This is a genomic window from Sphaerisporangium sp. NPDC004334 (assembly GCF_053602655.1).
On record NZ_JBSGDZ010000020.1, the window covers coordinates 21,619 to 46,734 of the forward strand.

A 25,116-nucleotide genomic window follows, 5' to 3' on the forward strand; every position below is an offset into this window, starting at 1 on the left:
CCTTACGGCGCGCCCGGGGCTGCCGGTCCGCGCCACTGGTGCGGGCGGGAGAGACCTCCGGCACTTTGACGCGGGCCGGAGGTTTGTCTTGGACGTTTCCGTGTGGGTTTGGGCAGCGCTCATCGGTGGGCTGCTGGTGGTCTTGGCGTTCGACCTGTGGATCGTCGACAGGGGTGAGCCCCGCGAGTTCTCGCTGAGGCAGGCGAGCTTCTGGGTCGGCTTCTACGTCACGCTGGCCGTCCTGTTCGGCATCGGCCTGTGGATGATCGCCGGGCCGGACCATGCGGGCGAGTACTTCGCCGGCTATCTGACCGAGTACAGCCTGAGCGTGGACAACCTGTTCATCTTCTACATCATCATGGGCCGCTTCGCCGTGCCGAGGGTGTACCAGCACAAGGTGCTCCTGGTGGGCGTGCTGATGGCCCTGGTGATGCGCGGGATCTTCATCCTGGTCGGCGCGGCGGCCCTGCAGCGCTTCGGCTGGCTGTTCTACGTGTTCGGGGCCTTCCTGCTCTACACCGCCGTGAACCTGCTGCGCGGCCACGACGAGGAGGAGTTCAAGGAGAACCTCCTGCTGCGGTGGGTGCGCCGCATCTTCCCGACCACCGACGGCTTCGTCGGCTCCAAGGTCACCGCCCGGGTGGACGGCCGCCGCATGGTGACCCCGATGCTCATCGTCATGGTGGCCATCGGCACCACCGACCTGCTGTTCGCGCTGGACTCCATCCCCGCGATCTTCGGGCTCACGCAGGACGCCTTCATCGTCTTCACCGCCAACGCGTTCGCCCTGATGGGCCTGCGTCAGCTCTATTTCCTGCTCGGTGGGCTCCTGCAGCGGTTGGTGTACATCAGCTACGGTCTGTCGTTCATTCTGGGCTTCATCGGGGTTAAGCTCATCATGGAGGCCTTGCACACCAGTGGCGTCTCCTGGGCGCCCGAAGTGCCGATCTGGGTCTCCCTCTCGGTCATCGGCGTGACGATGGTGGTCACCACAGTGGCCAGCCTCATCAAGGCCAGGCGCGACAAGCGGTCCGGTGGCGCCGCCGCCCCGGCGAAGGTGTCCCAGGGGTAGCGAATTGGTGCATGAGGCGATTTGCTTGTCTCGTATCGCTATGCAATGGCGACGGGATGGGTAACATTCGGCGACAAGTCACGAACCGGTCTCTGGCCGCAAACATCACAAAAGGTTCCCCGTGTCCAACGATTCGCCAAGCCACAGTCGCCGCCGCGTGCGGCTGGCACGTGGTGTCTCCCCCTGGCTGGCCCCCACCGCCGCCGCGGCCGCCGTCTCGGCGGGCCTGGCCCGGCGGTCCCGCCCGTGGGTGCTCGCGGCGGCTCCGCTGACCGCTCTCACCGGCGCCATGCTGTGGTTCTTCCGCGACCCCGACCGCGAGCCTGGCGCAGGGCTGGTGCTGAGCCCCGCCGACGGCGTGGTCCAGAGCATCGACCCGCAGCCGGACGGGCGCACCCGCGTGGCGATCTTCATGAGCCCGCTGGACGTCCACGTGAACCGCGCGCCGCTCGACGGCACGGTGACCTCCATCCGGCACGTGGCGGGCGGCTTCCGCCCGGCGTTCAACAAGGACAGCGACCAGAACGAGCGGGTCGTGTGGCACTTCGAGACCGAGATCGGCGACCTGGAGCTCGTGCAGATCGCCGGAGCCGTGGCGCGCCGCATCGTGCCGTACGTCGGCATGGGGGCGAAGCTCACGCGAGGGGAGCGCATCGGGCTCATCCGGTTCGGCTCCCGCGTGGACATCTACCTTCCAGAAGGGATCGCCCCTGCGGTGAGCGTGGGGCAGCGGACGACGGCAGGAGTGACTCGCATTGACCGCGGCTGACGCAGGCTGGTCCATAGAGGGCGTGGACGAGGACGAAGAACCCCGGGGACCGGTCGGCAAGGCCTTCCGGCTGTCGGCGGCCGACTCGCTGTCCATCGGCAACGCGGTCTGCGGGTTCCTCGCGGTGTGCGTGCTGGCGTGGTCGGCGATCAGTCAGTTGCAGGCCCAGAGTGAGTTCCAGTCCGACCCCCGCTACTTCGCCACCGCCGTGGTGCTGCTGCTGATCGGCGCCACGTGCGACCTGTTCGACGGGCTGGTCGCCCGCAAGTTCCGCGCCTCGGCCATGGGGGCCGAGCTGGACAACCTCGCCGACGTGATCAGTTTCGGCTTCGCCCCGGCGTTCATGGTGGTCGCCTGGGCCGGCTTCTCCCACAAGCTGCCGCTGTGGGTGGTCCTCTGCGCGGCCGTCTCGGTGCTGGTGGCCGGCGTCGTCCGGCTCGCGCGCTTCGCCTGCGTCAAGACCAAGAGCGGCGACTTCATGGGCCTGCCCATCCCGATGGGCGCCATGACGGTGGTCTCCATCGTGCTGTTGTTCCAGCCGTCGTACTTCACCCTGCTCGGCATCTTCGCCGTGGCCTGGCTCATGGTGAGCCGCATCGAGTACCCCAAGCCCAAGGGCAACCTCGCGGCGGTCGTGCTCGGCTGGGTCATGATCAACGTGGTCTGCCTCATCGTCTGGGCGGCCGACCTGTCCGGCGGTGACCTGCTCATCCAGGTCGGCGCCTGCATGCAGATCGCCCTGGTGTCGGCCATCCCGCTGCGCGTGCTCATGTTCAAGCGCGAGCAGCGCAAGGAGCGCAAGGACACCGAGTCCGCCGTCCGTTAGCCCGGCGGCGGCCCTGCGACGCGCACACGGCCCGGTCCCCTCGACATCGAGGAGATCGGGCCGTCTCGCGTCCGGCGGCGGCCGTTTCCGATGGACGGCCGTTCCGGCGACGGCCGTTCCACGCTCCGATGGACGGCCGTTCCGGCCGCCGCGTCGCCGGCCTACCAGCCGCGGGCGCGCCACTCGGGCAGGGAAGGGCGCTCGGCGCCGAGGGTGGTGTCCTTGCCGTGGCCGGGGTACACCCAGGTCTCGTCGGGCAGCCGGTCGAAGACGCGCTCCACCACGTCGGTGTAGAGCCGCTCGAACCGGGCCGGGTCGCGCTCGGTGTTGCCCACGCCGCCGGGGAACAGGGAGTCGCCGGTGAACAGGTGGGCGTTCTGGAACAGCAGCGCGATGGAGCCGGGGGTGTGGCCGCGCAGGTGGACGACGTCGAGGGTGACCACGCCGACGGTGACCCTGTCGCCGTGCTCCACGGGCTGGGTCACCGGGACGGGCAGGTGCGGGGCGTCCAGCGGGTGGGCGACGGTCTCGGCCCCGGTCGCCTTGACGACCTCCGCCAGCGCCGACCAGTGGTCCTGGTGGCGATGCGTGGTGACGATCTTGCTGATGGGCCGGTCGCCGATCAGCTCCAGCAGCCTGGCGGGATCGGCGGCGGCGTCGATCAGCACCCCGTCGCCGGTCTCGCGGCAGCGCAGCAGGTAGGCGTTGTTCCCGAAACCGCCCACCTCCACCTTGCTGATCGTCAGGTCGGGCAGCTCGCGGACGTCCGCGGGGCCGCCGGCCGTCACATCACCGGTGTAGCTCATGGATACTCCTCAGGTGGCGTCGCCGGCAGGCCGGGAGGTGCCGTCGCCGGCCACCGCGGCGCAGCCGGAGGCTTTCCCGCCAGCCTAAGCCTCCCGGGCCCAGGTTGATCGTCGCCCTCCGCCCGGCCGGCGGGCTCGTCTCTCAGGCGCACCACCTCGCCCAGATCACGGGAAGGCAGGCGGCCGGCCACCCAGGCGAGGACGGCCCCGGGCGGCCCCTCCACCGCCGGGCCGTCACCGAGGCCGGTCCAGCGCCGCCCGCCGGCGTGGAGGGCGCCGACCGGGCTCTGCTCGCGCGGCCAGGCGGCCATGGAGTCGTGCAGTTCGCGCCACACGAAGGGCTCGGGCCAGGCCGCCCAGGTGTAGCCGGCGTCCAGGTCGACGTGGTGGATCTCCACCTCCCTGATCCTGCGGACCAGGATGTACCAGGCGGGGTGCCCGCCGCCGTTCAGGCCGCCCACGGTGGCGGCCCAGGCGGGCGCCGGCATCGAGGCGATGGCGTCCTCCAGGCGCGCCGCGCTCGCGGCGATGTCCGCGTGCTGCTCCGCGGCGGGCCTGCCGGCTCCTTCCGCTATCTCCGTCTCTCTGGCCTCGTGCGTTGGGTACTGTGGTGTGTACACACCCGTCTTGGCCCACGTCACGAGGTTGACGTGGCTGTCGGCGTTCCGCGCGATGTGGGCCAGCACGTGGCCGCGCGTCCACCCCGGAAGCAGGGAGGGAGCCGTGACGTCCGAGCCGGACAACGCGGCCGTGGTGGCGAGCAAACGGTTCGTGGCCGCGGTGAGCTCGGCCCGGAGGGCGTTCAAAACGGTCATGCGACACATCCTTCATCCGAAATCCTCCGCCCGCGCGATCTTCCGCGGGTGCCGGGCGGCCGGTGCCCGGCATGTCCCTCGCAGGAGCGCGGAAAAACTGTCGGACCCCGTCGTTACAGTGGCGGCGACTAGTCAGAGGTGGCCTTCTCCGGCCGCCGTGGATCGCAACCCCAACATGAGAGATCTGCTGTGGCCGACCGCTTGATCGTTCGTGGCGCGCGCGAACACAATCTTAAAGACGTCTCGCTCGACCTGCCGCGAGACGCTCTCATCGTCTTCACCGGGCTGTCCGGCTCGGGCAAGTCCAGCCTGGCCTTCGACACCATCTTCGCCGAGGGCCAGCGGCGCTATGTCGAGTCGCTCTCGGCGTACGCACGGCAGTTCCTCGGGCAGATGGACAAGCCCGACGTCGACTTCATCGAGGGCCTGTCCCCGGCCGTCTCGATCGACCAGAAGTCCACTTCCCGCAACCCCCGCTCCACGGTCGGCACCATCACCGAGGTCTACGACTACCTGCGTCTGCTGTGGGCCCGCATCGGCAAGCCCCACTGCCCCACCTGCGGCCGTCCCATCGCCCGGCAGACCCCGCAGCAGATCGTCGACCGCGTGCTCGAGCTGGAGGAGGGCACGCGCTTCCAGGTCATGGCCCCGGTCATCCGCGGGCGCAAGGGCGAGTACGCCGAGCTGTTCCGGGAGCTGCAGTCGAAGGGCTTCGCGCGGGCGCGGGTCGACGGCACCGTGATCCGGCTCGAAGAGCCGCCGACCCTGAAGAAGTACGAAAAGCACGACATCGAGGTCATCGTCGACCGTCTCTCGGTGAAGGACGGTGCGCGCCGCCGCCTCACCGACTCGGTCGAGACCGCCCTCCAGCTTTCCGGCGGCACGATCACGCTCGACTTCGTCGACCTGCCCGAGGGCGACCCCGGGCGCGAGCGGTTCTACTCCGAGCACCTCTACTGTCCCTACGACGACCTGTCGTTCGAGGAGCTCGAGCCCCGGTCGTTCTCCTTCAACTCGCCGTTCGGCGCCTGCCCCGACTGCACCGGTCTCGGCACGCGCATGGAGGTCGACCCCGACCTGGTGGTGCCCGATCCCGAGAAGACCCTGGGCGACGGCGCGCTGTCCCCGTGGGCGGGCGGCCACACCAGCGACTACTTCATCCGGCTGGTGGAGGCGCTCGGGCTCGCCATGGGCTTCGACCTGGACACCGCGTGGGAGCGGCTGCCCAAGCAGGCGCAGAAGGCCCTGCTGCGCGGCTACGACGAGCAGGTCCACGTCCGCTACAGCAACCGCTACGGCCGGCAGCGCTCGTACTACACCACCTTCGAGGGCGTGATCCCCTGGGTGCAGCGGCGGCACGCCGAGGCCGAGAGCGACTCCTCGCGCGAGCGCTTCGAAGGCTTCATGCGCGAGATCCCCTGCCCCACCTGCAAGGGCGCCCGTCTCAAGCCGGTGTCGCTGGCGGTGACGGTCAGCGACCGCTCCATCGCCCACGTCTCGTCCATGTCCATCGGCGAGTGCGCCAAGTTCCTCGGCGGGCTCACCCTGTCCGAGCGCGACATGCACATCGCCGAGCGGGTCGTCAAAGAGATCAACGCGCGGCTGGGCTTCCTGCTGGACGTCGGCCTCGACTACCTCACCCTCGACCGCGCGGCCGGCACCCTGGCCGGCGGCGAGGCGCAGCGCATCCGCCTGGCCACCCAGATCGGCTCCGGCCTGGTCGGCGTGCTGTACGTCCTGGACGAGCCGTCCATCGGCCTGCACCAGCGCGACAACCAGCGCCTGCTCGACACGCTGATCCGCCTGCGCGACATGGGCAACACCCTCATCGTCGTTGAGCACGACGAGGACACCATCGCCGCCGCCGATTGGGTCGTCGACATCGGCCCGGGCGCGGGGGAGCACGGCGGCCAGGTCGTGGTGTCGGGCACGGTGCAAGACCTGCTCTCCAGCGAGCACTCCCTCACCGGCGCCTACCTGTCCGGGCGCAGGAGCATCGACGTGCCGGCCGCCCGGCGCAAGCGCGACGCCAAGCGCAAGCTGGTCGTCAAGGGGGCCCGCGAGCACAACCTCAAGGGCGTCGACGTCGAGTTCCCGCTGGGCGTGTTCACCGCGGTCACCGGCGTGTCGGGGTCCGGCAAGTCCACCCTGGTCAACGACATCCTCTACAACGCGCTGGCCAAGGAGCTCAACGGCGCCAAGACCGTCCCCGGCCGGCACTCCCGGGTCACCGGCACCGATCTGGTGGACAAGGTCGTGCACGTCGACCAGAGCCCCATCGGCCGCACCCCGCGCTCCAACCCGGCCACCTACACCGGGGTGTTCGACCACGTGCGCAAGCTGTTCGCCCAGACCACCGAGGCCAAGATCCGCGGGTACCAGCCCGGCCGGTTCAGCTTCAACGTCAAGGGCGGCCGTTGCGAGGCGTGCTCGGGCGACGGCACCATCAAGATCGAGATGAACTTCCTGCCGGACGTCTACGTCCCCTGCGAGGTCTGCCACGGCGCCCGCTACAACCGCGAGACGCTCGAGGTGCACTACAAGGGCAAGACGATCTCCGAGGTCCTCGACATGCCGATCGAGGAGGCCCTTGAGTTCTTCGACGCCATCCCGCCGATCAAGCGTCACCTCAAGACGCTCAACGACGTGGGCCTCGGGTACGTCCGGCTCGGCCAGCCCGCCACCACGCTGTCCGGCGGCGAGGCCCAGCGCGTCAAGCTCGCCTCTGAGCTGCAGCGCCGCTCCACCGGCCGCACCATCTACGTGCTGGACGAGCCCACCACCGGCCTGCACTTCGAGGACATCCGCAAGCTGCTCGGCGTCCTCGGCCGCCTGGTGGACGGCGGCAACACCGTCATCGTGATCGAGCACAACCTGGACGTGATCAAGACCGCCGACTGGGTCATCGACATGGGCCCCGAGGGCGGCTCCAGGGGCGGCCTGGTGCTGGCCACCGGCACTCCCGAGCAGGTCGCCCGCATCGAGGACAGCCACACCGGCCGCTTCCTCAGCAAGGTCCTGGGCGGCTGAGCCCGTCTCCTCGCGACTGAGGCGCTTCGCCCGCGTCACGACGGCCCGCCGCTCCTTCGCACGTCAGGTGGAGCGGCGGGCCTGACCCATGTCTTATGCGTAATTGTTCATACTGCCTGAGTCACGTGTGCTCCATGCTGAACCACGTGGCGGCGAGAGCCGTAGCAGGAGATAAGGAAAACCGAGGAAGGCGAATATGACCGAGACGGATACGACACGGCGTGCGGTGATGCTCGGCGCGAGTGGCGCGGGGCTGGCCGTCGTGCTGACCGCGTGCGGCGGATATGGGACGTCGGCCTCGACGGACAGCGGCGACTCTTCCTCCGATCCGGCGCCCGCGTCCTCGTCCGACGGCGCCGCGAGCGACTCCGGCTCCGGCGGCGGCGGGAACGCTCTGGCCAAGACCAGCGACATCCCCAAGGGCGGCGGCAAGATCTTCAAGGACGAGAAGATCGTCATCACCCAGCCGGCGGACGGTGAGTTCAAGGCGTTCAGCGCGATCTGCACCCATCAGGGCTGCCCGGTGGGCTCGGTGTCCGGTGGAACGATCAACTGCCCGTGCCACGGCAGCAAGTTCAAGATCGCCGATGGCTCCGTGGCCGACGGCCCCGCGAGCTCGCCGCTGGAGGAGAAGAAGATCAAGGTCGAGGGCGGCTCCATCACCCTGGCCTGACACCGCCACCACCAGGCGACCGCACGCGGGCGGGGCCGGAGGACCACCTCCGTTCCCCGCCCGCCGCGCGTCGACGACGAGCCGGCGCAGCTCGCGTACGCCCAGGCTCTGGCCGGCTACGCCGATGCCGGCGGCTATGAGGCGGAGGTCGTCTGGGACACCTCGTCGCGGTCACCCACGACCGGTGGTTCGCCGCCGACTTCGACCGTTTCCTGATCTTCGGCGCTGACGGCCGCGTGCGCGAGTCCCCCGAGCCGGTCTGGGCGGCCTGACCACACGGCTCGCGAGTGCGCGGCGCCGCCGCGACGGCCCGTCGTGCGAGGTCGATCCGGGCGGCTCCTCGAACAGCGCCGGGCGGGTGCCGCGGGAGTGGTGCGGCGGAGGCGTGCGGGTGCCTCGAGGTGATCTGCGGGGGGAGGCGGATAGCCCTATTCTGTCGGCGGGTCCGGATAGGCTTTCTGTTGTGGCGAGACCCGCGAACAGCCCCCTGAGCTTCCGCCCCGAGCCGGGGTCGATCCCTGAGTCACCAGGTGTGTACCGCTTCAGGGATGCCCATGGCCGGGTCATCTATGTCGGCAAGGCCAAGAGCCTCCGGCAGCGCCTGAACTCCTACTTCGCCGACTTCGCCGGCCTCCACCCGCGCACCCAGACCATGCTCACCACGGCCGCGGGGGTCGACTGGACCGTCGTGGGCACCGAGGTCGAGGCCCTGCAGCTCGAATACTCCTGGATCAAGGAGTTCGACCCCCGGTTCAACGTCAAGTACCGCGACGACAAGTCCTATCCCTTCCTCGCGGTCACCATGGGCGATGACTTCCCCCGGGTGCAGGTGCTGCGCGGCGCCAAGCGCAAGGGCACCCGTTACTTCGGGCCCTACTCCCATGCCTGGGCCATCAGGGAGACCGTCGACCTGCTGCTGCGCGTCTTTCCTGTACGCACCTGCTCGGCGGGGGTGTTCAAGCGCGCCGGGCAGATCGGCCGGCCCTGCCTGCTGGGCTACATCGACAAGTGCTCGGCGCCCTGCGTCGGCAACGTCACCCCCGAGCAGCACCGCGAGCTGGCCGAGGATTTCTGCGACTTCATGGCCGGGAACACCGGCCGGTTCATCAAGCGGCTCGAACGCGCCATGCGCGAGGCCGCCGCCGCCGAGGAGTACGAGAGGGCCGCCCGCCTCCGCGACGACATCCAGGCCCTGCAGCGGGCGCTGGAGAAGCAGGCCGTGGTGCTCGGCGAGGGCACCGACTGCGATGTGGTCGCCCTCACCGAAGATCCGCTGGAGGCCGCGGTCCAGGTGTTCTACGTGCGCGGGGGCCGCATCCGCGGCCAGCGCGGGTGGGTCGTCGACAAGGTCGAGGAGGCCACCACCGGCGAGCTGGTCGAGCACTTCCTGCTCCAGATGTACGGCGAGGCGACGCCCGAGGCGGTGCCGCGTGAAGTGCTGGTCCCGGCCCTGCCGCCGGAGGCCGGCGCGGTCGCCGAGCTGCTCACCGAGCAGCGCGGTGCGAGGGTCGAGGTGCGCGTGCCGCAGCGCGGCGACAAGAAGGCCCTCATGGAGACCGTCGAGCGCAACGCCAAAGAGTCCCTCGCCCAGCACAAGCTGCGCAGGGCCAGCGACCTGACGACGCGCAGCCGTGCGCTGCAAGAGATCGCCGACGCGCTCGACCTCGACCAGGCTCCGTTGCGCATCGAGTGCTACGACGTCTCCCACCTGCAGGGCGACGACGTCGTGGCCTCCATGGTCGTCTTCGAGGACGGCCTGGCCCGCAAGAGCGAGTACCGCCGGTTCGCCATCCGCGGCACGGCCGGGCAGGGCGATGTCGCCTCCATCTACGAGGTGATCCACCGCCGGTTCAAGCGCCTGGTCGAAGAGCGCGCCGAGAGCGGCGAGCTCGACCCCGAGCCGATCGACCCCGAGACCGGCAAACCGCGCAGGTTCGCCTATCCGCCCAACCTGGTCGTGGTCGACGGCGGCCCCGCCCAGGTGGCGGCGGCCCAGCGGGCGCTGGACGAGCTCGGCGTGGACGACGTCTCGGTGAGCGGGCTGGCCAAGCGGCTGGAGGAGGTCTGGGTCCCCGGCGACGACCAGCCGGTGATCCTGCCCAGAACCAGCGAAGGCCTTTATCTGCTGCAAAGGGTGCGTGACGAGGCACACCGCTTCGCCATCACCTACCATCGTTCGAAACGTTCGAAGTCTGTCAAGGTGAGCGTTCTGGACGAGATCCGGGGGCTCGGGTCAGCGCGCAAACAGGCTTTGCTGAAGCGCTTCGGGTCCGTCAAGCGGTTGCAGGGGGCGACCGTCGAGGAGATCCGCGAGGTTCCCGGCATCGGGCTTTCGACCGCCGAGGCGATCGTTGCCGCGTTGAAGGGGGAGAGCACATGACCGAGCAGACAGACGGCAACGGGCGCGAGGTGTCGCGGCCGCGGCCGGCAGAGGCGCGGGGCCGCAAGGGGGCGGTGCGCGACACCGCGTTCGTCATCGTCACCGGCATGTCCGGAGCCGGCCGCAGCACGGCCGCCAAGGCCCTGGAAGACCTCGGCTGGTTCGTGATCGACAACCTGCCGCCGGGCATGCTGTTCGCCATGGCGGAGGAGGCCGGCCGGGTCAAGCTCGACACCGACAAGGTCGCCGCCGTGGTCGACGTCCGGAGCCTGGCCTTCACCACCGACCTCAACACCGCGATCGAAGAGCTCGAGGCGCGGGGCGTCGGAGTGCGCGTGGTCTTCCTGGAGGCCAGCGACGAGGAGCTCGTCCGCCGCTTCGAGAACGTCCGCAGGCCGCACCCGCTCCAGGGCGAGGGGCGCCTGGTGGACGGCATCGCCCGCGAGCGGGGCATCCTGCGCGAGGTGCGGGCCAACGCCGACCTGGTGATCGATACCTCCTCGCACAACGTGCACGAGCTGCGCGGCAAGATCGTCTCTTTCTTCGGCGGGGAGGACCGCCCCGGCCTGCGGGTCAACGTGGTGTCCTTCGGGTTCAAGTACGGCCTGCCGGTGGACGCCGACCTGGTGGTCGACTGCAGGTTCCTGCCCAATCCGCACTGGGTGCCCGAGCTGCGGCCGATGAGCGGGTTGGATGCCCCGGTACGCGAGTACGTCCTCAGCCAGCCGGGAGCCAAGGAGTTCCTGGACGCCTATGAGGAGGCCTTCGGCGTCGTGGCCGCCGGCTATGTCCGCGAGGGCAAGGGGTATGCCACCCTGGCCGTCGGCTGCACCGGCGGCAAGCACCGCAGCGTGGCCATGTCCGAGCAGATCGGCGCCCGCCTGCGCGATCGGGGCATGGAGGTTCAGGTCAGCCACCGGGATGTGGGCCGCGAGTGAACGTCGATGACGGGGCTTGCGCGGGCAGGGCCCGCACCGAGACCCCGGCGGGCCGCCGGCACGCGGCCCGCGGCGCGGAGGAGACCGAAGACGCCCCAGTCTCGTCCGAATCCACGGCGCCGCCGGCACGCTCCACCTCCGACGGGCTGGACGGGTCGGCCTCCCCGTTCGACGCGCATGAGCGGTTCGGGCGGGGCGGCGCGGCGCGGGTGGTGGCTTTTGGCGGGGGGCACGGGCTGTACGCCTCGCTGTCGGCGCTGCGCCGGGTCACCGGAGAGCTGACCGCCGTGGTGACCGTGGCCGACGACGGCGGCTCCAGCGGGCGTCTCAGGCGCGAGCTGGGCGTCCTGCCGCCCGGCGACCTGCGCATGGCCCTCGCGGCCCTGTGCGGCGACGACGACTGGGGCCAGACCTGGAGCAAGGTGGTCCAGCACCGCTTCCGCAGCGAGGGCGAGCTGCACGGCCACGCCGTCGGCAACCTGCTCATCGTGGCGCTGTGGGAGCTGCTCGACGACCCGGTGGCGGGGCTCGACTGGGTGGGCCGCCTGCTCGGCGCGCACGGCCGCGTCCTGCCGATGGCCTCGGTGCCGCTGGACATCGAGGCCGAGGTCGAGCTGGACGGGCTCGTCAGCGTGGTCCGCGGGCAGGTCGCGTGCGCGCTCACGCCGGGCAACGTCCAGGCGATCTCCCTGGTGCCGGCCGACCCCCCCGCCTGTCCCGAGGCGGTCGAGGCGGTGCGCGAGGCCGACTGGGTGGTGTTCGGGCCGGGGTCGTGGTTCACCAGTGTGCTGCCGCACCTGAAGGTGCCCCAGCTCGCCGCCGCTCTGCACGGCACCGCCGCCAAGCGGCTGGTCACCCTCAACCTGGCCCCGCAGCCGGGGGAGACCGACGGGTTCTCCGCCGAGAAGCACCTGCAGGTGCTGCGCGATCACGCTCCCGGGCTCACCGTCGACGTGGTGCTCGCCGACCACCGGGTGGTGGGCGAGCGCGACGAACTGGAGAAGGCCGCCGACGCGCTGGGCGGGCGTCTGGTGCTCGCCGACGTCGCCGCCTCCGACGGCTCACCCAGGCATGATGCACGACGACTTGCCTCGGTCCTGGACGAGATTTTCCGTGGGAAGCGTTGATCCTGGTCAGCGCGCCCACGGGGTGCGAGAGACTTGCCGGGGGCCGATGGAGCCGCGCCGGGCGCCGGCGGAGGTCCGCCTGGCGCGACGAGGCTGCTTCGACCGTGAAAGGCGTCTGTATGGGGGAGGACACAGGCACATGGCCATGACGGGTGTGGTGAAGGACGAGCTGAGCCGGCTGTCGGTGCTGAAGCCTTGCTGCCGCAAGGCCGAGGTGTCGACGTTGCTTCGGTTCGCGAGCGGGCTGCACCTTGTGGGCGGCCGCATCGTGATCGAGGCGGAGCTGGACACCAACGTCACCGCCCGGCGGCTGATCAAGGACATCGGCGAGGTGTTCGGGCACAAGGCCGAGGTGCTGGTGCTGGCGCCCGCGGGGTTGCGCAAGGGGTCGAGGTATGTGGTGCGGGTGTACCGCGACGGCGAGGCGCTCGCCCGCCAGACCGGGTTGATCGACAACCACGGCAGGCCGGTGCGCGGGCTGCCGCGCCAGGTCGTCTCCGGGGCCACCTGCGACGCCGAGGCCGCCTGGCGGGGCGCGTTCCTCGCCCACGGCTCGCTGACCGAGCCGGGCCGCTCGATGTCGCTGGAGGTCACCTGCCCCGGCCCGGAGGCCGCGCTCGCCCTGGTGGGCTCCGCCCGGCGGCTCAAGATCCACGCCAAGGCGCGGGAGGTCCGCGGGGTCGACCGCGTGGTGGTCAGGGACGGCGACGCGATCAGCGCCCTGCTGACCCGGCTCGGCGCGCACGACAGCGTCCTGGCATGGGAGGAACGCCGCATGCGCCGCGAGGTGCGCGCCACGGCCCACCGCCTGGCCAACTTCGACGACGCCAACCTGCGCCGCTCGGCGCGAGCGGCGGTGGCCGCCGGCGCCAGGGTGCAGCGGGCGCTGGAGATCCTCGGCGACGAGGCCCCCGAGCACCTGGTCGTCGCCGGGCGTCTGCGGGTGGAGCACAAGCAGGCGTCGCTGGAGGAGCTCGGCCAGATCGCCGACCCGCCGCTGACCAAGGACGCCATCGCCGGCCGCATCCGGCGGCTGCTCGCCATGGCCGACAAACGCGCCTCCGACCTCGGCATCGCCAGCACCGACGCCAACCTCACCGCCGACATGCTCGCCCCCTGACGCGCCTCGCCGCGGCGGCCGCGGGACGGGCGGGCGGCGGTGCCGGGCGGGGAAGGGCGAGGGGCGCGACGGCGCCGTGGAGCGGCCGTGAGCTGGGGAGATCCACCAGGTCCGCAGGGGCGGCGGGAAAGGGGATGGCCACGTGGTCTACACCAATTGGCACCCGGTAGGGTTATCTGAGGTTTCAGCCCGCCACGACGCCGGCACGAGCCGGCGCAACGACGTTCGAGGAGATCAGGTTCCGTGAGCATCCGCGTAGGCATCAACGGCTTCGGTCGTATCGGCCGCAACTTCTGGCGAGCCGTGGCGGCCGGCGGTAAGGACATCGAGGTCGTCGCCGTCAACGACCTGACCGACAATGCCACCCTTGCCCACCTGCTCAAGTACGACAGCATCCTGGGCCGTCTGCCGTACGAGGTCAAGAGCTCGGCCGACGAGATCACGGTCGACGGCAAGGCGATCAAGGTGTTCGCCGAGCGCGACCCCGCCAAGCTGCCGTGGGGCGACCTGGGCGTGGACGTCGTCGTCGAGTCGACCGGCCTGTTCACCGACGCCGCCAAGGCCAGGGTGCACGCCGAGAACGGCGCCAAGAAGGTCATCATCTCCGCGCCCGCCAAGGGCGAGGACATCACGATCGTGATGGGCGTCAACCACGACAAGTACGACCCGGCGGCGCACACCATCATCTCCAACGCCTCCTGCACGACCAACTGCCTGGCCCCCATGGCGAAGGTCATCAACGACACCTTCGGCATCGAGAAGGGCCTGATGACCACGATCCACGCCTACACCCAGGACCAGAACCTCCAGGACGGCCCGCACAAGGACCTGCGCCGCGCCCGCGCCGCCGCCCTGAACATCGTGCCCACCTCCACCGGCGCGGCCAAGGCGATCGGCCTGGTGCTCCCCGAGCTCAAGGGCAAGCTGGACGGTTTCGCGCTGCGCGTGCCGATCCCCACCGGCTCGGCCACCGACCTGACCGTCGAGCTCAAGCGCGACGCCTCGGTCGAAGAGGTCAACGCCGCCCTCAAGGCCGCCGCCGAGGGCCCGCTGCGCGGCATCCTCAGCTACACCGAGGACGAGATCGTCTCCTCCGACATCGTCACCGACCCGGCCTCCTGCATCTTCGACTCCGGCCTGACCAAGGTCATCGGCAACCAGGTCAAGGTCGTCGGCTGGTACGACAACGAGTGGGGCTACTCCAACCGCCTCGGCGACCTCATCGAGCTGGTTGGCTCGCAGCTCTGATGCAGACCATCGACTCCCTCGACGTGAAGGGCCGGCGCGTGCTCGTGCGCGCCGACCTGAACGTCCCCCTCGACGGGGACGTGATCACCGATGACGGGCGCATCCGCGCCTCGGTGCCCACGATCACCGCGCTCGCCGAGCGCGGCGCGCGGGTGATCGTCTGCGCCCACCTCGGCCGCCCCAAGGGCAAGGTGGCGCCGCAGTTCTCGCTGGCGCCGGTCGCGGCGCGCCTCGGCGAGCTGCTCGGCCGCCCGGTGGCCTTCGCCTCCGACGTCGTCGGCGACTCCGCGCGCGAGACCGCCGAGGGCCTGGCCGACGGCGAGGTCGCCCTGCTGGAGAACCTCCGCTTCGAGCCCGGCGAGGAGTCCAAGGACGACGAGCAGCGCGGCGAGTTCGCCGGCAGGCTCGCCGCCCTGGCCGAGCTGTACGTCGGCGACGGGTTCGGCGCGGTGCACCGCAAGCACGCCAGCGTGTACGACGTGCCCCAGCGCCTGCCGCACGCCGCCGGCGGCCTGGTCGTGGCCGAGGTCGAGGTGCTCAAGAAGCTCACCGAGGACCCCGCCCGGCCCTACGTCGTCGTGCTCGGCGGCGCCAAGGTCTCCGACAAGCTCGGCGTGATCGCCAACCTGCTGGACAAGGTCGACCGCCTGGTCATCGGCGGCGGCATGGCCTACACCTTCCTCAAGGCCCAGGGCCACGAGGTGGGCAACTCGCTGCTGCAGGAAGACCAGCTCGAGCAGGTGAGCGGCTTCATCGCCGAGGCCGGCAAGCGCGGCGTCGAGCTGGTGCTGCCGGTCGACATCCTGGCCGCGACGACCTTCGCCGAGGACGCGCCGTTCGAGGTGGTCGAGGCCACCGCGATCCCGGCCGACCGCGAGGGCCTGGACATCGGCCCGAAGACGCGCGAGCTGTTCGCCGGCAAGCTGGCCGACGCCGCGACCGTCTTCTGGAACGGGCCGATGGGCGTGTTCGAGTTCGAGGCGTTCTCGGGCGGCACCCGTGCCGTGGCCGAGGCGCTGATCGCCTCCGGCGCCTTCACCGTCGTCGGCGGCGGCGACTCGGCGGCCGCCGTGCGCAAGCTCGGCCTGCCCGAGGACGGCTTCTCCCACATCTCGACCGGCGGCGGGGCCAGCCTCGAATACCTCGAGGGCAAGACCCTGCCCGGACTCGCCGCGCTGGAGGACTGAGCGCCCCATGAGCACAGCCCGCAAGCCGCTCTTCGCCGGCAACTGGAAGATGAACCTCAACCACCTCGAGGCCATCGCTCTTGTCCAGAAGCTGGCCTTCACCCTGACCGACAAGGACTTCGACCGTGCCGAGGTCGCGGTGCTGCCTCCGTTCACCGACCTGCGCAGCGTGCAGACCCTGGTGGACGGCGACAAGCTCCGCATCGTGTACGGCGCGCAGGACCTGTCGGTGCACGACGCCGGCGCCTACACCGGTGAGGTCTCCGGCTCGATGCTGGCCAAGCTCGGCTGCACGTACGTGCTGGCCGGGCACTCCGAGCGGCGACAGTACCACGGCGAGGACGATCAGCTCGTCAACGCCAAGGTGCAGGCGGCCTACCGCCACTCGCTCACGCCGATCCTGTGCGTGGGCGAGGGGCTGCCGGTCCGCCAGGCGGGCGGCCACGTCGCCTACACCGTGTCGCAGCTCGACGCGGCGCTGAACGGCGTCAAGCACGACCAGGCCAAGTCGATCGTCATCGCCTACGAGCCCGTCTGGGCGATCGGCACCGGCGAGGTCGCCACGCCCGACGACGCCCAGGAGGTCTGCGGCGCCGTTCGCGCGCGACTCGCCGAGCTGTACGACGAGGAGGTGGCCGGGGGCGTCCGTATCCTTTACGGTGGGTCGGTCAAGGGCGCCAACATCGCCGGCATCATGGCTCAGCCGGATATCGACGGGGCTCTGGTCGGGGGCGCGTCCCTCGACCCGGCCGACTTCGTTAAGATCAGTCGTTTTGGCGAAATGTCGGGCTAGCTGAGCTGTTCGGGAGGTACGAGTTGACATTACGACGTACCCTCGAAGAGACACTTTGAATCGTCACCCCGGCGGTCGCCGGGCAGGTCAGGTCGCGCTTCGGCGCGCATAACAGGGAAACAGGTCAACGGTGATTATCGGCATCTCCATCGCCCTCATCCTGTCGAGCGCCCTCATGGTGCTGCTCGTACTGCTCCACAAGGGCAAGGGTGGCGGCCTTTCGGATCTCTTCGGCGGCGGCTTCACATCGTCCTTCGGCGGATCCTCGGTGGTGGAGCGGAACCTCGACCGACTCACGATCATCACTGGTTCGATCTGGTTCGTCTGCATCATCGCGCTCGGGCTGCTGCTCCGGCCGGCGTAGACGCCTTTCCCGAAGCCTGACAGAGATTCTTTTCCCCGCCGCGCGGTGGGGCGATCAAGCGAGGAGTTCATCCGTGGGCAGTGGCAACGCCATCCGTGGTAGCCGTGTCGGCGCCGGTCCGATGGGGGAGGCCGAGCGAGGCGAGGCGGCCCCTCGGGTCCGGGTCTCGTTCTGGTGCGCCAACATGCACGAGACGCGCCCGAGCTTCGCCAGTGACGCGGCCGTCCCGGAGTACTGGGACTGCCCCCGGTGCGGTCTTCCCGCCGGTCAGGACGAGTCGGCCCCGCCCGCGCCGCCGCGCAACGAGCCGTACAAGACCCACCTGGCGTACGTGAAGGAGCGGCGCAGCGACACCGACGGCGCGGCGATCCTCGCCGAGGCCCTCGAGCGGCTGCGCAACAACCGCTCACCCTGGTAGGTCCGCGGCCACCGCTCCGACGAGTGAGAAGGCCCCCGCGGTGCTCCGCGGGGGCCTTCTCACGCTCTGCCGGTGTTCTGTCGTTGTTCTGTCGTTGTTCGTCGTGGGCCTGTCAGCCCCGCCGCTCGTACACGAGTTCTCCCGCGGCGAAGGTCATGGCCACCTGGGTGGTCCAGATCTCCTTGGCGGGCAGCGCGTACGGGTCGCGGTCGAGCACGACCAGGTCGGCGCGGTTGCCGGCGGCGATGACGCCGGCCTCGTCGTCGTGGTTGATCCACGCGGACCCGGCGGTGTAGGCGGCCATGACCGTGGCCAGGTCCAGGCTCTGGTGCGGCAGGAACGGCGTCTGCGCGGTCGGGTAGCCCGCGTGCACCGAGCCGCCGGGCTCGGTGCGGTTGACCGCGACGTGCATGCCCTGCAGCGGGTCGGCCGAGGAGACCGGCCAGTCGCTGCCCGCGCACAGCCGGGCGCCGGTGCGCACCAGGTCGGCGAACGGGTACTGCCAGGAGGAGCGCCGCTCGCCCAGGTAGGGGATGCACAGCTCGTCCATCTGCAGGTGGTGGGTGGCCCACAGCGGCTGCAGGTTGGCGGTGACGCCGAGCCGGGCGAAGCGCGGCACGTCCGACGGCTCGACGATCTGCAGGTGGGCGATGTGGTGCCGGTTGCGTGGCGAGGTGCCCTCCAGCGCGTCCAGGGACTCGCGCACGGCCCGCTCGCCGATGGCGTGGAAGTGCACCTGGAAGCCGCGCCGGTCCAGTTCGGCGACGTAGCCCTTCAGCAGCTCGGGGTCCACGTAGGAAAGACCGCGCTGGTCGGGGCCGCAGTTGCAGTAGGGCTCGATGACGGCGGCGGTGAAGTTCTCGGCGATGCCGTCCTGCATGATCTTGACCGAGCCGGCGGAGAACAGCCCGCCGGCCTGGGTGCGGCGTTCGGCCAGCTCGTCGATCTGCTCGGCGCCGCGCGCGCGGTCCCACCACAGCGCCCCGACCACCCGCGCGCGCAGCCGGCCGGAGGCCGCCGCCGACAGGTAGGCCGGGAAGTGGTCGTCGGAGCCGGCGTAGGAGCCGACGATGGCGTCCTGCCAGCCGGTGATGCCCAGCGAGAACAGGTGGGCCTGGGCGTCCATCAGCGCGTCGTCGACGTCGGCGGCGCTCGCCCGGGGCGTCAGCAGGCCGACCAGGTCCATGGCCCCCTCGTGCAGGACGCCGCTCGGCGTGCCGTCCGGGTCGCGCTCGATGCGGCCGTCGGCGGGGTCGGGGGTGTCCGCGCTCACCCCGGCGATCTGCAGGGCGCGGGTGTTGACCCAGGCCGCGTGGTGGTCGCGCTGGATGAGGTAGACGGGCCGGTCGACGAAGTCGAGCTGCGTGCGGTGCGGCAGCCCGCCGGGGAAGGCGGCCATGTCCCAGCCGCCGCCGTCGATCCACTCCTTGTCGGGATGGTCGCGGGCGTACACGGCGATTTGCTGCACGTACGCCGCCAGGCCGAACACCTCCGACAGGTCGCACTTGGCGCGCTCGAGGCCGGCCTGGATCGGGTGGATGTGGGCGTCGGTGAACGCGGGCGTCAGCAGCCGCCCGGCCAGGTCCACCGTCTGGTGGCGGGGGCCCGCCTGCGCGGCGACCTCGGCCTCGTCGCCGACCGCGGCGACGCGCCCGTCGCGGACGAGCACCGCCTCGGCGAAGACGGCTTCCATGAGCCCGGTGGCCGGGGAGCCGGGCGCCGGACCCCCGGTGGGGTCGGCGGGGACGGTGGCGGCCGCGGCGGAGGCGCGGGAGCCGGACGGGCGCGCGGGGCCGGTGTACACGCGGCCGCCGCGGAAGAGCAGTTCGGTCATCGGAGACGATGCTATAGCCGTCGCGGCCGCCCGGCGTACGACCAGGAAATCGACCGTCATACCACCACATGTCATGCAAAATCTGACTTAGTACGTCAAATCCGATGAATCGGAAACCCTGGGCTCATGTCCATGTAGCAACCTGGTAACAGCTCGGAGGCATCCTGCTGTTCGGACGACAGGGGGTTTCGATGGGATTTTTGCGGATCCGTACCACCGTGGACGAGCGACCGGGCCGACTGGCCTCGCTCGCCGCCGCGCTGGCGGCCAAGGGCGGCAACATCCTTGGGCTGAGCGTCCAGCCCGACACCGACGGCACCGTGGACGAGTTCGTCGCCGACATCCCCGCCTCGGCGGACGCGGTGCGCGAGGCGCTGGAGGCGGCCGGCGGCCGCCGCGTCCAGGTGGTGCCCGCCACGGCCCACGAGCTGACCGACGAGCCCACCCGCGTCCTGCTGCTGGGCGCGCGCCTGCGGGCGATGCCGTGGCGGCTGCCGGAGGCGCTGTGCGACCTGCTGCGCGCCGATGACGCGCGCTGGGTGTACGGCGTGGAGCTGTCCTCCGACCTGCCCGACCCCACCCTGCTGACCGTCCCGGTGGCGCCGCGCCGCGCCGTGCGGCTGCGCCGGGCCGGGCTGCCGTTCACGCTGACCGAGGCAGCCCGGGCGGCGGCTCTCGTGCGGCTCGCGCAGCCGCCGGCCGAGACGCCCTCCCCGGAGCGCCCCGTGGCGCTGGACGACGGCGTCGAGGTGCAGGTGCGCCCGCTGACCCTGCTCTACCGCGAGGCCGTCCGCGACCTGCACGACCGCTGCTCGCCGGATTCGCGCCGGTTCCGGTACCACACCTCGATGCCCGCCCTGCCGCCGCGCATGTTCGACCGGCTCTGCGACCGCGACCGCGGATACTCGATCGTCGCCGGGTACGACGGCCAGGTCGTGGCGCTGGCCAACCTGATCTTCACACCCGACCCGGGGATCGCTGAGATGGCCTTCCTGGTCGAGGACCGCTGGCAGGGGCGCGGGCTCGGCGGCGCGCTGGCGCGGATTCTGGTGCAACAGGCGCGCGACCTGGGATTCGCCGAGGTCAAGGCCAGTCTGTTGTCGGACAACACGCGCATGCGCCGCCTGCTGATCTCCCTCGGCGCGACGCTCGCCTACACCGACGACCCCGGGGTGCTGGAGGCGCGGATCGCCACCGGCGCGATGGTGCCCGCTCCGCGCGACTGAGCGCCGGCCGGCCGCCGTGCTCCGGGAACGCTCGGGGATCACGGATCACGACGGCCGGTCGCCGTACTCCCGGCGGACCTGTGGATCAGGACGGCCGCCGTACTCCGGGCGGGAGTCGGGGATGGCGGATCACGACGGCCGGCTCGTGCCGCCCTCCTGCGTGCCCCTGTTCTCCGGCGCGTCGTCGCCCTCGTCCGCGGGGGGAACGCCCATGGTGTCCAGCCGTCGCTCGATGCGGTTCAGGCTCTCCTGTATCCGCTCCAGACGTCCCATGAACGACATCTGGGACGGCAGCGGGATGGGATCCACGGTGGGCGGGCCGACCGGCCGGCGCTCGCGGCGGGCCGCGGCGCCCTCGATGAGCCTGCCGCGCATCAGCTCCAGGTCGATCTCGTGCAGTTCCAGCACTTTCGCCCCGACGCCGTGGCCCTCCTGGATGAGGCCGAGCAGGATGTGCTCGGTGCTGATGTAGTTGTGGTGGAGCTGCAGCGCCTCACGCAGGGACAGTTCGAGCACCTTCTTGGCCCGGCCGGTGAAGGGGATGTGGATGTGGGCGCCGGGGGAGTTCTCGCCGCGTCCGACCATCTCCTCGATGTCGGCCCTGACGCCCTCCAGGGTGAGACCCGACCCGGCGAGCATGGTCCCCGCGAGCCCTTTGCCCTCGCCGAGCAGGCCGAGCAGGAGGTGCTCGGTGCCGATGTGGCCGTGGTCGAGCCTCCTGGCCTCCTCCTGGGCGGAGACCACGGCGCGGCGGGCGGAATCGGTGAAGCGCTCGAACACGGGACCCCTCCGCGGGTGTCGGTGAAGCCGGCCGTCACGTACACGCGGAACCGACTCCGGGCGGCTTCTTCCACTATGCGGCAAATACCCCCTCGGTGGGGAGCGGATCGCCGGTCTTGCGGCGGTTCGCCAGGTAGCGACAAGAAGGACATTCTGCTCTAGGCTGGGTCTTAATATCGAACTCAACCCGTGCTGGGGGAGGCGACGTGGAGACCGAGTGGCGGCCTTCGGCGTGCGTGCTGTGCGCCTGCAACTGCGGCATCCAGATCCAGCTGGACGGTCGGCGGTTCGCGCGGGTCCGGGGCGACAAGGCCCACCCCTCCTCCCAGGGCTACACGTGTGAGAAGCCGCTGCGGCTGGACCACTACCAGAACGCCGGGGACCGGCTCACCCACCCGCTGCGGCGGCGGCCCGACGGCACGTTCGAGCGCGTCGGCTGGGACATCGCCATCACCGAGATCGCCGCGCGCTTCTCCGCGGTCCGCGACGCCCATGGCGGGGAGTCGATCTTCTACTACGGCGGCGGAGGACAGGGCAACCACCTCGGCGGCTCCTACTCGGGCGCCTTCATGCGCGCGCTCGGCGCCAAGTACCGCTCCAACGCCCTCGCCCAGGAGAAGACCGGCCTGTTCTGGGTGTCGGACCGCATGCTGGGCAACACCGCCACCGGCGACTTCGACCACTGCGAGGTCGCGTTGTTCGTCGGCAAGAACCCCTGGCAGTCCCACGGGCTGCCGCGCGCCCGGCCCACCCTGCGCGAGATCGCCCGCGACCCGGCCCGCTGCCTGATCGTCATCGACCCCCGGCGCACCGAGACGGCGGAGCTGGCCGACATCCACCTGCAGGTGCGCCCCGGCGCGGACGCCTGGCTGCTCGCCGCGATGGCCGCGGTGCTCGTCCAGGAGGACCTCATCGCCCACGAGTGGCTGGCCGCCCACGCGGTCGGCCTCGAAGAGGTGCGCGCCGTCCTTCGAGCGGTACCGGTCGCCGGACACTGCGCGATCGCGGGCGTGCCCGAGGAACTGGTGCGCACGGCGGCGCGCCGCATCGCCGCCGCCTCCGGCGTGGCGGTGTTCGAGGACCTCGGCGTGCAGATGACGCTGCACTCCACGCTCAACAGCTATCTGGACAACCTGCTGTGGCTGCTGACCGGCAACTTCGGGCGGCCCGGGACCAACAACCCGCCGATCCTGTTCGCGCCGTTCATCACCTTCGGCCACCACGGGCCCAAGCGCGACCGGGTCAGTCCGGTGGCCGGGGCGCGCATCATCTCCGGCCTGGTCCCGGCCAACGTGGTCGCCGAGGAGATCCTCACCGACCACCCGCGCCGCTACCGCGCCATGCTCGTCGAGACGGCCAACCCGGCGCACTCGGTCGCCGACTCCAAGCGGACGCGCGAGGCGCTGGAGGCGCTGGACCTGCTCGTGGTGATCGACGTCGCGATGACCGAGACGGCCCGGCTGGCCGACTACGTGCTGCCGGCGCCCTCGCAGTTCGAGAAGTGGGAGGCGACCTTCTTCAACCTGGAGGCGCCGGCCAACTACTTCCACCTGCGCCGCCCGGTGCTGGACCCGCCGCCGGGCGCCGACCTGCTGCCCGAGCCGGAGATCCACGCCCGGCTGTGCGAGGCCGTGGGCGCGCTGCCGGCCGACCGCGTCCAGACCCTGCGCGAGGCGGCCGAGCGGGGCCGCGCGGCCTTCGCCGAGGCATTCATGGCCGCCATGGCCGACCCCGGTCTGGCCAAGGTGGCCCCCGCCTTGCTCTATCGCACCCTCGGGCCGACCCTGCCCGGCGGCGCGGCGGCGGCCGCGTCCCTGTGGGCGCACGCCGTGCGGGTCGCCATGGCCCATCCGGACGCGGTGCGGCGGGCGGGCATCGAGGGCGAGGGCCTCGCGCTGGGCGACCGGCTGTTCGACGCCATTCTGGACAGCCCTTCCGGTCTGGTGTTCACCGTCGACGAGCCCTGGGACGGCTGGGACCGGCTCGGCACGCCGGACAAGAAGATCCACCTGGCGCTGCCCGACCTGCTGGACGAACTGGCTCGACTCGGGCCGGGTCCGGACGCGCACCCTGAGTATCCCTTCATCCTGTCGGCGGGGGAGCGGCGGGCCTTCACGGCCAACACGATCTTCCGCGACCCCTCCTGGCGCAGGCGCGACACCGACGGCGTGCTGCGGGTCAGCCCCAAGGACGCCGCCGGCCTCGGCCTGTCCGACGGATCCCGGGCTCGGGTGACGACCAGACGCGGCTCGGTCGAGGCGATCGTCGAGATCACCGACACCCTCCAGGCGGGGCACATATCCCTGCCCAACGGCCTCGGCCTGTCCTACCCGGGCGAGACGGGCGAGATCACCATCGGGGCCCCGCCGAACGAGCTGACCGCCTCGGAAGACCGCGACCCCCACGCCGGCACGCCCTGGCACAAACACGTCCCCGCCCGCGTCGAAGCCCTGCCGGCCTAACGCCCCGCCCGCCACGCTCAGCCGAGCGTCGGCGCGGCCCTCTGAGAGGGCGTCAGGGCATGGGAGACCGCTGCCGGGGGGCGTTCGGGGGAGGGGTCCTGGCCGGGCCGCGGATGGGGAGCGGGGCGGCGGGCCGGGAGGGTGGTCGGGTGCGTCGATCGGGCTCACGATGGTCGCCGTCTCAGATCACGGCGTTCCCGTTGTTCGTGGCTTGGACGCTGCCGCTGCCGTCGGCCGGAATCGCTGTTTCGTTCCGGATGGCGGTGGGCTTTTCGGCGAGGTGCCGCTGTCGGTGATTGATTGGGGGGTTCCAGTGGGGTGCCGGGTGGTCCGGGAATTCGTTCGGGGAAGTCTGCTCTTTTCTCTGGAGTTTCTCGTCTTCCGGATCGTTCTGCCGGTTACCGCCTTAGTCCCAGGTGGTGCCGGCGGCGCGAGAGTAACCGTCCCAGGTGGTGCCGGCGGTGCGCGAGAAGGAGTCCCAGGTGGTGCCGGCGGAACGAGTGGCGGTGGCGGCGGAGAAGGCGCTGGCGGTCATTTTGCGTCTCTTTTCTGGAGGGCTTGTCGTTCGTCCTTGTGAGAACAACTCTCCGGCATTCCGGGCCCTCGGAACAGACAATTCGGCGGCAGCAAGCTGCACGCCCCTGACCACTTGCTGCCACCAGGAAGGCGGCCATGTCGCCGAGAGAAGCGCCGCCCGCATCGGTGCAGGTCACAGGCGCTGTCGCCGGGCCGCGCCGGCGCGCCGCGGATGGGCTGGACGGGGTTGTGACGCGATGCGGACACGGCTGCCGCGGGCGTCGCATGCCGGTTCCCTCCTTGCCCGGCCTTGATCGGCCGCCCGGGAAGGATCGCCGCGATGCGATCGTTCCGCCGGACGCGGGACCGGTGCGCGCGAGATGGCGGTCTCGGCGGCGTTGTCGCGTTCACGCGGGCCACCGGCGTCGCCGGTCTGGTGCGATGGCCCCGACATGGTGTAAGGGCGGCCTGAGCACGGAGAGGTGACCTGCCGGAACGACGTGCCGTGCGCGGCGGGGCTCAAGAGGGCAGGGCCGACGGAGCAGGGGCGACGGGGCAGGGCCGACAGAGCGGGCCGACAGAGCGGGGCCGAGGGGGCGGGGCCGGAGCGGTGGTGCGCTCGCGTGGCCGGGAGCCGGTCGCGATCGGCCGGCCGGGCGTCGATTTCTTCGAATATACGGGCGCCGGGCCGAGGAGTTCATTGTCTTCCGCCGTCTTCGCGAACCGTATGCG

The 25,116-nt window shown here is 71.0% G+C and carries 21 protein-coding genes; 16 read left to right on the forward strand and 5 right to left on the reverse strand.

The features are described from left to right. The first annotated feature begins 88 nt into the window (after positions 1-88). From ACWEN6_RS25815 to pssA, 3 genes are all read left to right on the forward strand, one after another. Positions 89-1,072 (forward strand): TerC family protein, encoded by a 984-nt coding sequence (locus ACWEN6_RS25815; RefSeq protein WP_452573535.1) that lies wholly within the window; start codon positions 89-91, stop codon positions 1,070-1,072. A 121-nt stretch (positions 1,073-1,193) separates the two neighbouring features. Further along, complete coding sequence (locus tag ACWEN6_RS25820) at positions 1,194-1,841, forward strand: phosphatidylserine decarboxylase (RefSeq protein ID WP_452573537.1); 648 nt, start codon at positions 1,194-1,196, stop codon at positions 1,839-1,841. Continuing rightward, positions 1,828-2,667: a CDP-diacylglycerol--serine O-phosphatidyltransferase gene (gene pssA / locus ACWEN6_RS25825; protein ID WP_452573539.1), complete on the forward strand. Its 840-nt coding sequence runs from the start codon at positions 1,828-1,830 to the stop codon at positions 2,665-2,667. The genes ACWEN6_RS25820 and pssA overlap by 14 nt, the downstream gene beginning before the upstream one ends. Positions 2,668-2,828: 161 nt before the next feature. Here the strand turns inward: pssA and ACWEN6_RS25830 are convergent, their stop codons facing one another. Together ACWEN6_RS25830 and ACWEN6_RS25835 are read right to left on the reverse strand one after the other, a co-directional pair. Beyond that, positions 2,829-3,473 (reverse strand): MBL fold metallo-hydrolase, encoded by a 645-nt coding sequence (locus ACWEN6_RS25830; protein ID WP_452573541.1) that lies wholly within the window; start codon positions 3,471-3,473, stop codon positions 2,829-2,831. Beyond that, positions 3,470-4,288 (reverse strand): maleylpyruvate isomerase N-terminal domain-containing protein, encoded by an 819-nt coding sequence (locus ACWEN6_RS25835; protein ID WP_452573543.1) that lies wholly within the window; start codon positions 4,286-4,288, stop codon positions 3,470-3,472. Before ACWEN6_RS25835 ends, ACWEN6_RS25830 begins: the two co-directional genes overlap by 4 nt. Before the next feature lie 189 nt (positions 4,289-4,477). Between ACWEN6_RS25835 and uvrA the strand changes: the two genes are divergently transcribed. The 11 genes from uvrA to ACWEN6_RS25890 all read left to right on the forward strand — a co-directional run bounded on the left by uvrA (position 4,478) and on the right by ACWEN6_RS25890 (position 17,566). Further along, positions 4,478-7,318, forward strand: a complete 2,841-nt coding sequence (gene uvrA, locus ACWEN6_RS25840) for an excinuclease ABC subunit UvrA (protein ID WP_354844724.1) — start codon at positions 4,478-4,480, stop codon at positions 7,316-7,318. 196 nt (positions 7,319-7,514) lie between these two features. Continuing rightward, a complete protein-coding gene (locus tag ACWEN6_RS25845) occupies positions 7,515-7,991 on the forward strand; it encodes a Rieske (2Fe-2S) protein (RefSeq protein ID WP_380831129.1) in 477 nt (158 codons plus the stop codon). A gap of 487 nt (positions 7,992-8,478) precedes the next feature. After that, positions 8,479-10,371, forward strand: a complete 1,893-nt coding sequence (gene uvrC, locus ACWEN6_RS25850; protein WP_452573795.1) for an excinuclease ABC subunit UvrC — start codon at positions 8,479-8,481, stop codon at positions 10,369-10,371. After that, the gene (gene rapZ, locus ACWEN6_RS25855; RefSeq protein WP_452573545.1) at positions 10,368-11,309 is read left to right on the forward strand and encodes an RNase adapter RapZ; all 942 of its coding nucleotides are present in this window, start codon (positions 10,368-10,370) and stop codon (positions 11,307-11,309) included. The genes uvrC and rapZ overlap by 4 nt, the downstream gene beginning before the upstream one ends. Positions 11,310-11,518: 209 nt before the next feature. Next, on the forward strand, positions 11,519-12,436 hold the full coding sequence (locus tag ACWEN6_RS25860; RefSeq protein ID WP_452573797.1) for a gluconeogenesis factor YvcK family protein: 918 nt from the start codon (positions 11,519-11,521) through the stop codon (positions 12,434-12,436). Between the two features lie 139 nt (positions 12,437-12,575). Further along, positions 12,576-13,556 carry a DNA-binding protein WhiA gene (gene whiA, locus ACWEN6_RS25865; protein ID WP_452573547.1) on the forward strand — a complete coding sequence of 327 codons (981 nt, stop codon included), beginning with the start codon at positions 12,576-12,578 and terminating at the stop codon, positions 13,554-13,556. 243 nt (positions 13,557-13,799) lie between these two features. After that, positions 13,800-14,804: a type I glyceraldehyde-3-phosphate dehydrogenase gene (gene gap, locus ACWEN6_RS25870; RefSeq protein ID WP_452573549.1), complete on the forward strand. Its 1,005-nt coding sequence runs from the start codon at positions 13,800-13,802 to the stop codon at positions 14,802-14,804. Then, on the forward strand, positions 14,804-15,991 hold the full coding sequence (locus tag ACWEN6_RS25875; RefSeq protein ID WP_452573551.1) for a phosphoglycerate kinase: 1,188 nt from the start codon (positions 14,804-14,806) through the stop codon (positions 15,989-15,991). Before gap ends, ACWEN6_RS25875 begins: the two co-directional genes overlap by 1 nt. A 7-nt stretch (positions 15,992-15,998) precedes the next feature. Further along, positions 15,999-16,784 carry a triose-phosphate isomerase gene (gene tpiA / locus ACWEN6_RS25880; RefSeq protein WP_354844745.1) on the forward strand — a complete coding sequence of 262 codons (786 nt, stop codon included), beginning with the start codon at positions 15,999-16,001 and terminating at the stop codon, positions 16,782-16,784. A gap of 130 nt (positions 16,785-16,914) precedes the next feature. Then, positions 16,915-17,148, forward strand: coding sequence for a preprotein translocase subunit SecG (gene secG, locus ACWEN6_RS25885; protein WP_354844747.1), 234 nt, complete (start codon positions 16,915-16,917; stop codon positions 17,146-17,148). Positions 17,149-17,221: 73 nt separating this feature from the next. After that, complete coding sequence (locus tag ACWEN6_RS25890) at positions 17,222-17,566, forward strand: RNA polymerase-binding protein RbpA (RefSeq protein ID WP_189163482.1); 345 nt, start codon at positions 17,222-17,224, stop codon at positions 17,564-17,566. A 112-nt stretch (positions 17,567-17,678) separates the two neighbouring features. Here ACWEN6_RS25890 and ACWEN6_RS25895 read toward each other — a convergent pair whose 3' ends face one another. After that, on the reverse strand, positions 17,679-19,400 hold the full coding sequence (locus tag ACWEN6_RS25895) for an amidohydrolase (RefSeq protein WP_452573553.1): 1,722 nt from the start codon (positions 19,398-19,400) through the stop codon (positions 17,679-17,681). 191 nt (positions 19,401-19,591) lie between these two features. On the opposite strand from ACWEN6_RS25895, the gene ACWEN6_RS25900 reads away from it, so the two are divergent. Then, positions 19,592-20,626, forward strand: a complete 1,035-nt coding sequence (locus tag ACWEN6_RS25900) for an N-acetyltransferase family protein (RefSeq protein ID WP_452573555.1) — start codon at positions 19,592-19,594, stop codon at positions 20,624-20,626. Positions 20,627-20,755: 129 nt separating this feature from the next. On the opposite strand, the gene ACWEN6_RS25905 is transcribed toward ACWEN6_RS25900, so the two are convergent. Continuing rightward, the gene (locus ACWEN6_RS25905; protein WP_452573557.1) at positions 20,756-21,406 is read right to left on the reverse strand and encodes a Clp protease N-terminal domain-containing protein; all 651 of its coding nucleotides are present in this window, start codon (positions 21,404-21,406) and stop codon (positions 20,756-20,758) included. Positions 21,407-21,612: 206 nt separating this feature from the next. Between ACWEN6_RS25905 and ACWEN6_RS25910 the strand changes: the two genes are divergently transcribed. Next, a complete protein-coding gene (locus ACWEN6_RS25910; protein WP_452573559.1) occupies positions 21,613-23,868 on the forward strand; it encodes a molybdopterin-dependent oxidoreductase in 2,256 nt (751 codons plus the stop codon). Positions 23,869-24,274: 406 nt separating this feature from the next. Here the strand turns inward: ACWEN6_RS25910 and ACWEN6_RS25915 are convergent, their stop codons facing one another. After that, positions 24,275-24,403 (reverse strand): hypothetical protein, encoded by a 129-nt coding sequence (locus ACWEN6_RS25915; RefSeq protein WP_452573561.1) that lies wholly within the window; start codon positions 24,401-24,403, stop codon positions 24,275-24,277. Between the last annotated feature and the right edge of the window lie 713 nt (positions 24,404-25,116).

Coding starts and splice junctions, on each gene's coding strand:
- ACWEN6_RS25900 (WP_452573555.1), top strand. CDS start 19,592: ATGGGATTTTTGCGGATCCGTACCACCGTGGACGAGCGACCGGGCCGA.
- ACWEN6_RS25875 (WP_452573551.1), top strand. CDS start 14,804: ATGCAGACCATCGACTCCCTCGACGTGAAGGGCCGGCGCGTGCTCGTG.
- rapZ (WP_452573545.1), top strand. CDS start 10,368: ATGACCGAGCAGACAGACGGCAACGGGCGCGAGGTGTCGCGGCCGCGG.
- ACWEN6_RS25895 (WP_452573553.1), bottom strand. CDS start 19,400: ATGACCGAACTGCTCTTCCGCGGCGGCCGCGTGTACACCGGCCCCGCG.
- ACWEN6_RS25830 (WP_452573541.1), bottom strand. CDS start 3,473: ATGAGCTACACCGGTGATGTGACGGCCGGCGGCCCCGCGGACGTCCGC.
- tpiA (WP_354844745.1), top strand. CDS start 15,999: ATGAGCACAGCCCGCAAGCCGCTCTTCGCCGGCAACTGGAAGATGAAC.
- ACWEN6_RS25915 (WP_452573561.1), bottom strand. CDS start 24,403: ATGACCGCCAGCGCCTTCTCCGCCGCCACCGCCACTCGTTCCGCCGGC.
- ACWEN6_RS25845 (WP_380831129.1), top strand. CDS start 7,515: ATGACCGAGACGGATACGACACGGCGTGCGGTGATGCTCGGCGCGAGT.
- ACWEN6_RS25835 (WP_452573543.1), bottom strand. CDS start 4,288: ATGACCGTTTTGAACGCCCTCCGGGCCGAGCTCACCGCGGCCACGAAC.
- whiA (WP_452573547.1), top strand. CDS start 12,576: ATGGCCATGACGGGTGTGGTGAAGGACGAGCTGAGCCGGCTGTCGGTG.